The organism is Clostridioides sp. ZZV15-6597 (assembly GCF_020657815.1).
GTDB lineage: Bacteria > Bacillota > Clostridia > Peptostreptococcales > Peptostreptococcaceae > Clostridioides.
Genome location: NZ_JAGWCT010000143.1, coordinates 1 through 8,608 on the forward strand (window position 1 = coordinate 1; position 8,608 = coordinate 8,608).

8 protein-coding genes are annotated in these 8,608 nt (G+C 26.6%); 1 reads left to right on the forward strand and 7 read right to left on the reverse strand.

Going from position 1 to position 8,608, the window contains the following annotated elements; translation table 11 throughout:
* Positions 1-232: 232 nt before the first annotated feature.
* Positions 233-1,558 carry an MATE family efflux transporter gene (locus tag KGF52_RS19295; protein WP_227841302.1) on the forward strand — a complete coding sequence of 442 codons (1,326 nt, stop codon included), beginning with the start codon at positions 233-235 and terminating at the stop codon, positions 1,556-1,558.
* Positions 1,559-1,733: 175 nt separating this feature from the next.
* Here KGF52_RS19295 and KGF52_RS19300 read toward each other — a convergent pair whose 3' ends face one another.
* From KGF52_RS19300 to KGF52_RS19330, 7 genes are all read right to left on the reverse strand, one after another.
* Positions 1,734-2,525 carry an ABC transporter permease gene (locus KGF52_RS19300; protein ID WP_227841303.1) on the reverse strand — a complete coding sequence of 264 codons (792 nt, stop codon included), beginning with the start codon at positions 2,523-2,525 and terminating at the stop codon, positions 1,734-1,736.
* Positions 2,526-3,401, reverse strand: coding sequence for an ATP-binding cassette domain-containing protein (locus KGF52_RS19305; protein WP_227827362.1), 876 nt, complete (start codon positions 3,399-3,401; stop codon positions 2,526-2,528).
* Positions 3,402-3,404: 3 nt separating this feature from the next.
* Positions 3,405-3,773 carry a GntR family transcriptional regulator gene (locus KGF52_RS19310; protein ID WP_227432872.1) on the reverse strand — a complete coding sequence of 123 codons (369 nt, stop codon included), beginning with the start codon at positions 3,771-3,773 and terminating at the stop codon, positions 3,405-3,407.
* A 187-nt stretch (positions 3,774-3,960) separates the two neighbouring features.
* Positions 3,961-4,620: a deoxyribose-phosphate aldolase gene (gene deoC / locus KGF52_RS19315; protein WP_227841304.1), complete on the reverse strand. Its 660-nt coding sequence runs from the start codon at positions 4,618-4,620 to the stop codon at positions 3,961-3,963.
* Between the two features lie 35 nt (positions 4,621-4,655).
* Positions 4,656-6,200 carry a murein biosynthesis integral membrane protein MurJ gene (gene murJ / locus KGF52_RS19320; protein ID WP_227827360.1) on the reverse strand — a complete coding sequence of 515 codons (1,545 nt, stop codon included), beginning with the start codon at positions 6,198-6,200 and terminating at the stop codon, positions 4,656-4,658.
* 696 nt (positions 6,201-6,896) lie between these two features.
* The gene (locus KGF52_RS19325) at positions 6,897-7,781 is read right to left on the reverse strand and encodes a sigma-70 family RNA polymerase sigma factor (protein WP_227841305.1); all 885 of its coding nucleotides are present in this window, start codon (positions 7,779-7,781) and stop codon (positions 6,897-6,899) included.
* A 290-nt stretch (positions 7,782-8,071) separates the two neighbouring features.
* On the reverse strand, positions 8,072-8,548 hold the full coding sequence (locus KGF52_RS19330; protein ID WP_227827359.1) for a type I restriction enzyme HsdR N-terminal domain-containing protein: 477 nt from the start codon (positions 8,546-8,548) through the stop codon (positions 8,072-8,074).
* Positions 8,549-8,608: the final 60 nt, after the last annotated feature.

The window sequence follows — 8,608 nt, forward strand, 5'->3', positions numbered from 1 at the left end:
ACTTAAGATTATATACCTATATTTCTAAAGATTTTCTTAAGATATAATTATCTTTTCAATAGAATATAATTATTCTTTCAATAAAAGTTCATTAATCGCTATTCTATAAATCCTACTTAACATAAGTTATTATTGATTTAAAGCCATTTATAGTATTAACAAAGTTTTTCTTGACTATATAGTTACTATATACCTTATTATATATAGAGAGTAATAAAAGGAGGTGAAATTTATGGAAAATTTATTTACAAGAAAATTCACTACTTTTGAATTTCTAAAATTTGTTTCTCCTGCAATTATATCCATGGTATTTATATCTTTATACACAATAATAGATGGTATATTTGTGTCAACATTAGTTGGCTCAGATGCTCTTGCCAGTATAAATATTGTACTACCCATAATCAACCTTGTTTGTGGTTTTGGAATAATGATGGCAACTGGTGGAGGAGCTATAGTTTCTATACGTATGGGGGAAAATAGACAAGATGAAGCCAATTCTACATTTTCTTTTATAGTTTTATTTTCATTGATTATTGGAATTTTATTCACAGTAATCTCGTATTTTTTTGTCAAAGAAATATCTATTTTACTTGGAGCAACTGATAAACTACTACCTTATTGTATAACTTATGGTAAAGTCATGATTTTATGTACACCTTTTTATATTTTAAAATTTATATTTGAATATTTTACAAGAACTGATGGAAACTCTAAATTTAGTTTATTTCTATCAGTAATTGGAGGTGTAACAAATATAATATTAGATTACGTGTTTATTAAATATTTTGGAATGGGTCTTCTAGGTGCTGCTGTTGCAACTGCTATAGGTATCATTTTAACTTGTATTTTAGGTGTAGCCTACTTCTTATCAAGTAAGTCTACATTAAAACTAAAAAAACCGAAAATTGATTTTAGACTTATAAGAGATACAATGATAAATGGTTCTTCTGAAATGGTTACAGAATTATCTACAGGAATTACAACATTCTTATTTAATATAGTTGCTTTAAGATTAGCAGGAGAAACTGGACTTGCAGCTCTTACTATAGTACTTTATGCTCACTTTTTGATGACATCGGTTTATCTAGGTTTTGCTGCTGGAGTATCACCATTGATAAGTTATAATTTTGGTGCTGAAAATAGCGATAAGTTAAAAGAAACATTTAAACATTCTTTAAAATTTATATTTGTTTCTTCTATTTTAGTTTTTATTGTAGCGTTAGTTTTTGCACCACTTATTGTTAGAGTTTTTGTAAATCCTGATAATGGAGTATTTGGTTTAGCTTTACAAGGTCTAAAAATATTTGCTTTTGCTTTTTTATTTGTTGGCATAAATATATTTGCATCAGGATTTTTCACAGCATTTCACAACGGAAAAATTTCAGCTATTATATCTTTTAGTCGTGCCTTTGTTTTTGTAATTATAGGAATTATAATTCTTCCTCCTATATTGCATCTAAATGGATTGTGGCTTACTGTTCCATTTGCTGAAATTATAACTATATTTATATCTATATTGTTTATAAAAAAATATAAGAGTAAATATAAGTATTAGTAAAATATACTTGTTAAAGTTAATAAAGCTAGCTTAAAGTAACCGTATTCAAATTTCACTTTAGAAACTTTATATTTGCAATGAAATTAAAGCCCTTAAAATCCAAAACAAATGGTTTTTAAGGGCTTTTTACTAGTACTATTTAAATCTACTTTTAAGGTAATTTTTATTTTAACTATAATAAATCATTTGCATAATCCTTGATTGGAGCTCTTCTAAGTAGTAATATTATTAAGGCTATACAAATAAATATGGCTCCTACTTTTAACCTTAATAATACAGAAGGATTTGCAAATAAAATAATAATTTTATCTAAATGTATAAGCATTTTTTGTGTATGTTTAATTGCAAAGTTAACTACATAAATTAATATCAATATTGGTAATCCTATCAATAGAGTAAAGCTAGTAGCTTTTCTAACTCTATATGTAAAAGCACCCAACAAAGCACCTATCAAACCTATACACATTTCACTAATACATAAATTTATAAAATAATTTAAGTAAGCTAGTGGCATATTTGCTGTTGATGATTCTATTATTGTGGGTATAGAAATCCAAAGTAAATCTTGTTTCAGTAAAGATAATATATCCACCTTATAACCTGTTATAAACTCCATAGATAACTTTGATAAAAATATTAAAACTATACTTATAATAGAAAGAACAAAAGCCAAAATAATTAAGGTTAGTATAATAGCTTTTATACAATTCTTTCTATCTGCCCTTATACTTAAAGCCCCTGAAAAATCTTTATTTACTATGGATATTCCATATACAAATATTAGTATGCTTATATAGTTTAAAAGTGGCGTTGTGAAAGATGATAAGTCTTGTTTAGGCAAATTAGCAAAAGTTACAATAATAAGTGGTAAAACATTTAAAAAAGCACCCATTACCAAAAATAAAATTATATATAGTTTTGTATTTTTATTAAAAAATTTCATATATGGTCTTAATTCATTCAATTACAAAACCTCCTTTTTAGTCATACTTACAAACATATCTTGTAATCCTATGTATCCTACATCTATATTTGAATTTTCAATTATATTTTCATCGTTTTTACTAAAGTCACCATAGTAAAAGTAGGCAACTGTATTTCCAAATGATTTCTTAGGCTTTACATTTCTTATTGCTTCTAACTTTTCTACTTCTTCTCTGCTTCCAGTAATATAATGAGCTTTTTGTTTTATAGTATCAATATCTTCATCTATAATAATCTTACCTTCATTTAATATTATTACATGCTCTAATAAATCATCTATTTCATCAATCAAATGAGTTGATATTATTATCGTTCTTGGATTTTTTATATAATTATCTAAGATTACATTATAAAATTCTTGCCTGTTTACTGCATCTAGGCCAATTGTTGGTTCATCAAATATAGTGATGGCTGAATTGGAACAAATTCCTATTATATTTGAAAGTATAGTCTTCATTCCCCTAGACAATTGTCTATACTTTTTCTTTATATTTAAATCAAAATATTTACATAGTTTTTCTTCTAATGCCTTATCATAATTTTTATAGAAGCTAGAAGAAAACTCGAATATTTGACCTACTTTAAAATCTGAATTATAAAATTCTTTTTCTCTTACAATACAAATATCTTCCAATACTTTTAAATCTTCTTTTATATTTTTTCCTGAAATTTCTATCTCTCCTTCATTCTGAATTAATTGATTTACTATTATATTCAATAATGTAGTTTTCCCAGCACCATTTTTTCCTAATAAACCATATATTTTATTTTCTTCAAAATTCAGAGACACGTTATCAAAAATCTTTTGTTTTTTAAAGCTATGAGATAAATTTTTTATCCTAATAGAGCTACTCATACATTACTCCCCCTTAAAATTTATTATAATATCGACTAATTCTTCTCTGTTTATTTCTAATTTATCTGCTTCTTGAAGTAGATTTTTTATAAAATTATTTTTAAAGTTTTCTTTCCTAACTTCTTTTATGATACTTCTTGCTCCCTCTGATACAAACATTCCTATCCCTCTCTTCTTATATAAAATATTCTTATCAACTAATGTATTTATTCCTTTCAAGACTGTAGCAGGATTAATTTTATAAAGCTTTGAAAGTTCAGTTGTTGATGGAACCTGTTCTTCTTCTTTTATACCATCTGATAATATTTCATCTTCAATTGCTCGTGCTATTTGAATAAATATGGGTTCTTCATTATTTAATATTAATTTCATAGATTCCTCCTTTCTAAGTTAGTTAATTACTTAAGTAACTAACTATATGACTATAGTATATTATAAAATCTTCTCTGTCAATACTAAATAAAAAAACAGAGGGAAATTTCCCTCTGTTTTTTTATTTTATAAATTTATAATTAAACTAGTATCTGATTGTTATTGATTTATCCATAAATCAATAGTTTTAATAACCTGTTATATCTTCATTTTTTAATATTTTACATATTGAACTAGTACCTAATCTTTCAGCACCTGCCTCTATAAATTTTTCTGCATCAGAAATCGATTTAACACCTCCAGCAGCCTTTATCTTAACATTTTTTCCAACATGCTCTTTCATAAGCGTTATATCTTCCAAAGTAGCTCCACCTGTTCCCATTCCAGTAGATGTCTTTATAAAATCTGCACCAGACACTGTTACTATCTCACACATCTTTACTTTTTCACATTCCTCTAAATAACATGTCTCTATAATAACCTTTAATATTTTCTCTCCAATAATTGCTTTTATTTCTTTTATCTCATTTTCTATCTTCTCATAGTCTCCATTTTTAATGTCTGAAATATTTACAACCATATCAACTTCATCTGCTCCATTTTTAATTGCATCTTCAGCTTCAAATACCTTTGTTGCAGTAGTTTGATATCCTAGAGGAAATCCTATTACTGTACATACCTTTATTTTACTATTTAAATGTTCTGCTGCTCTTTTTACATATGATGGTGGTATACAAACTGATGCTACATTCATGTTTATAGCCTCATCACACAAAACCTTAATATCTTCCCATGTCGTTGTAGCCTTTAAAATAGTATGGTCTACCGTTTTTAATATGTGTTTCATAAAATCCTCCTAAATATATAATTAATATAGTTAAACTAGTTTTTTAAGTGTAACTTTCTTTTGGCAATATTTAATATCATATCAACTTCTTCAACTTTAAAAATGGTCATTAGTAATGTATAAATTCCACCTCCAACTATTACTGAAATGGTTAATGATACTAACTCGTTAAGTCTACCTACTCCTAAAAGTCCAAATATAAATTTATACGTAAAATATGATAAAATTCCCATAATAACTGATGCTACTAATGATTTTAAGGTTGCTTTTATTATCTTATCTTGTCCAAAATAACCTACTTTCCTTCTTAAATTTAGGAAAAGTAACAATATACATGCAATTGATGATGAACTAGTTGCAAGAGCAAGACCACCATGAGCCATAGGTTTTATTAAAATTAAATCTAGCACTATATTTACACAAACAGATATAATACCATTTACCATAGGTGTTTTTGTATCTTGTAATGAATAAAAAACTTTACCTAATATATCTCTAAGTCCAAATGCAGTCATTCCAACTGCATAGAAAACTAAAGCAGTTGCTGTCATTTGAGTTGCTCTAGCATCAAAAGCTCCTCTTTCAAATATAATTCTAACAACTGGATTTGCAAAAACAATAGACCCAACTGAAATAGGAATCATAGAAATTATTATCATATTTACACTAGATTTAACTGAACTTGTAAATTTTTTTTGATTATTCTCTGCACTTAATTTCGACAGCATGGGATACATAACAGACACTATTGAGGCTGTAAATGTCCCTGTAACAAAACCATTTAACCTATCTGCATAAGTAAGTGCTGGTATGCTACCTTTAACTAATGTAGATGCTAAAGTTGTATCAACTAATGAGTTTACTTGATTAACAGCAACACCTATAAACACTGGTGAAAGTAATGCCAGCAATTTTATAAGACTATCATCTTTAAAGTCTAAGTAAAAGGAATATTTGTAATCTGTTTTTTTAACAAAAAACAGGTAAAAAAGTAGTTGAACTATCATGGCAACTACAGCACCAACTGGAAGTACATATGGTCCAAATACGGTACTTATCATTATTGAAATAATTATTACTATATTATAGGGGATACTACCAAATCCAACTATGATAAAATTTTCTTTTATTTGTAAAAATGCTGACATAACACTAGTGATACCTATAAATATTATTCCTGTTATAAGTACTTTGGTAAATTTTACAGTAAGCTCAAATCTTTCGCCTTCAAATCCTATAGCAAATATACTCACAAGTTGTTTTGAAAAAATCACACCCAGTATAGCTACAATTATGCATATACCAACTATTATATTTAAAACATTGTTTAAAAATTTTACTGCTTGTTTTTCACCTTGTTTACTACTTATATCTTGATACATTGGTATAAAAGTAGTAACTATAGCAGTTCCTATTGCTGCAAATATAATATTTGGTATATTCATAGCTGTCAAATAACTCTCTGTATACAAACCTGTTCCATAAATTGACGATAAAACTAATTCTCTACCCATGCCAAGAATCTTAGATATTACAGTAACTATCATCAAGTAAAAAGTTGCTTTAGCTACCTTGCTCATTTTATCACTCCACTTCTAACACACTTCTTTTAGTTCAGTAAAAGCCAGCCTATTATATATAATTTAATATATTATTCCTACATTTTACAAAGATAATAGTAGTTGTTTATTTTTTAATATATCATAAATAATATTACCTTCATGTTTTTTATTTCTACAACATTTTCTATAATTACAATTTAAATCTAATAGTATAAATTTAATTGAGCTCACAGAAATGGAGTTATTATTTTCTAATCTTGGTAAAACAAAAACACTTATATTGGCTATATATTCAAATTTCATTTTATTCATTTCTTTATAACTTAATAATCTCCACATAAGGAAAATATATAATCATTTTTAAGTTATATTTTAACATATTTTATCTATTTTGAAAAATTTTAATCACTTTTACTAAATAACTATTCATTTAAAGAAAATTTAAAAAAGTATTCTCCTCAATGAAGAATACTTAACAGAAATATATAAGTGCATTTTAAAGAAAATATATCAATATGATTATTAATAATCGTCACTAAGCTAGTAAAAACTCAACTTTTCTACAAGTTAAAGTAATGTAGAAGTAATTTTTATTTTATTAACTTCATATTTTCCTATTGAAAAACCATTATTGACTATGCGTAAGTATAACAAAAGAAAAAATAAAAGTAGGAGAATCTTTCTCCTACTTTCTTTTATATTAGCTTTAAAATATTAATAAAAATGCTTTAATTGTTTTAATTTACTTGGATGTCTTAATTTTCTTATTGCTTTAGCTTCTATTTGTCTTATTCTTTCTCTAGTAACTCCAAACACTTTTCCAATCTGTTCTAATGTCTTAGGGTCATCATCATCAATGCCAAATCTCATTCTCAAAACCTGCTGTTCTTGTTCTCCAAGACCTGTAAGTAATTCTTCTATTTTTTCTTTTAAATTATGTTGTTCCACTTCATGCATTACAACATCTTTAAAATCAGCATCTGATGGTATAAATTCAACTAAACTACTATCTTCATCTTCTTTTAATGGTGTATCCAAAGATACAACATTTTTATCTCGTTTTAATAATTCCAATACTTTCTCAACCTCAAGACCACAAGCATCTGCAATCTCATCTACAGTTGGTTCTCTTAATAATACATTTAAAAGTTCTTGTTTCTTTTTCTTTACAAAATTTATTCTTTGGTGAAGATGTATAGGTATTCTAATAGTATTTTCGCAATCATCAATATATCTTGTTATGCTTTGTTTTATCCACCATGTGGCATAAGTGCTAAATTTGTATCCTTTTTTATAATCGTACTTCTCTACTGCTTTTATGAGTCCTATATTTCCCGCTTGAATTAAATCTAGCATATCAATACTATCTCTTTTATATCTTTTTGCTATGCTCACTACCAACCTATAATTTGAATTTATAAACTTTTCCTTTGCTACTGAAGATGAGTTGATTATTTCCTTTGCCAGCTCTACCTCTTCTACCGCTGACAACATTTTGTATTCCTCAATTTCCTTTAAATACATTTTCATCGCATTTGATACATTTGATGAACCCACACAAATATAATTTTCATAATTATTTTCTTTTTTAGTATCCATAATCAAACCCCTTCTATTCATAGAATTTGCTAAAACAAAAATAAATAATTTAAAACTACATAATCTGCAATTACATAATATCCTCTTCTTCAAATAAGTTGTTTTGTATATTATGTATACAAAGTTATAAAAACTATACCTATAATATTATTCTACTTCTAACCCTAATATCCTTCTTATATATATAATTTATTTTATTATATATTGTTATATCCTAAGTTTTTAAATTGATATATGTCTAAAAAAAGACTGTTAATTAAACAGTCTTTTTATATATATATGCTTGTTATTTACTTTTCATGATGATTACATCCACATCCACAATTTTCATCGTGATGATGATGTTCTTCTTCTAAATCTTTAACTTGTTGTTCCATCTCATTAAACTCTTTTACCATTATGTCATAAGTTGGAAGTGCTGCCTCAGTATCATACTCTTCGCCTCTCCAATCAGCATACATCATAGCATCACCATTAGTTAAAACCAATCTACCTGACATAGTTATGTTATCTACTTCTTCTAGAAATTCTATTTGTTTTTGTAAAACTTCCCCTTCTAATTCTACATCTTCATCTAAACACTGTACTATCATTACTGGAGCGTAATAATCCTCATCATCTTTAACATTTACAATAATATCTAAAGTTCCCTCTGCACCTTCTTCAAATTCTGCTAATTCAACATTTGTATCAATCATATCCTGAGGTACTAATAAATCTTCTATTAAATATTTTATTACTCTGTCTTTTACTAATTCTTTTGACATTTATTTTTTCTCCTTCCGATTCTATAACATTATCATAATCATTTCTATATTATAGTATAC

Coding starts and splice junctions, on each gene's coding strand:
- deoC (WP_227841304.1), bottom strand. CDS start 4,620: ATGAAACACATATTAAAAACGGTAGACCATACTATTTTAAAGGCTACA.
- KGF52_RS19295 (WP_227841302.1), top strand. CDS start 233: ATGGAAAATTTATTTACAAGAAAATTCACTACTTTTGAATTTCTAAAA.
- KGF52_RS19305 (WP_227827362.1), bottom strand. CDS start 3,401: ATGAGTAGCTCTATTAGGATAAAAAATTTATCTCATAGCTTTAAAAAA.
- murJ (WP_227827360.1), bottom strand. CDS start 6,200: ATGAGCAAGGTAGCTAAAGCAACTTTTTACTTGATGATAGTTACTGTA.
- KGF52_RS19325 (WP_227841305.1), bottom strand. CDS start 7,781: ATGGATACTAAAAAAGAAAATAATTATGAAAATTATATTTGTGTGGGT.
- KGF52_RS19310 (WP_227432872.1), bottom strand. CDS start 3,773: ATGAAATTAATATTAAATAATGAAGAACCCATATTTATTCAAATAGCA.
- KGF52_RS19330 (WP_227827359.1), bottom strand. CDS start 8,548: ATGTCAAAAGAATTAGTAAAAGACAGAGTAATAAAATATTTAATAGAA.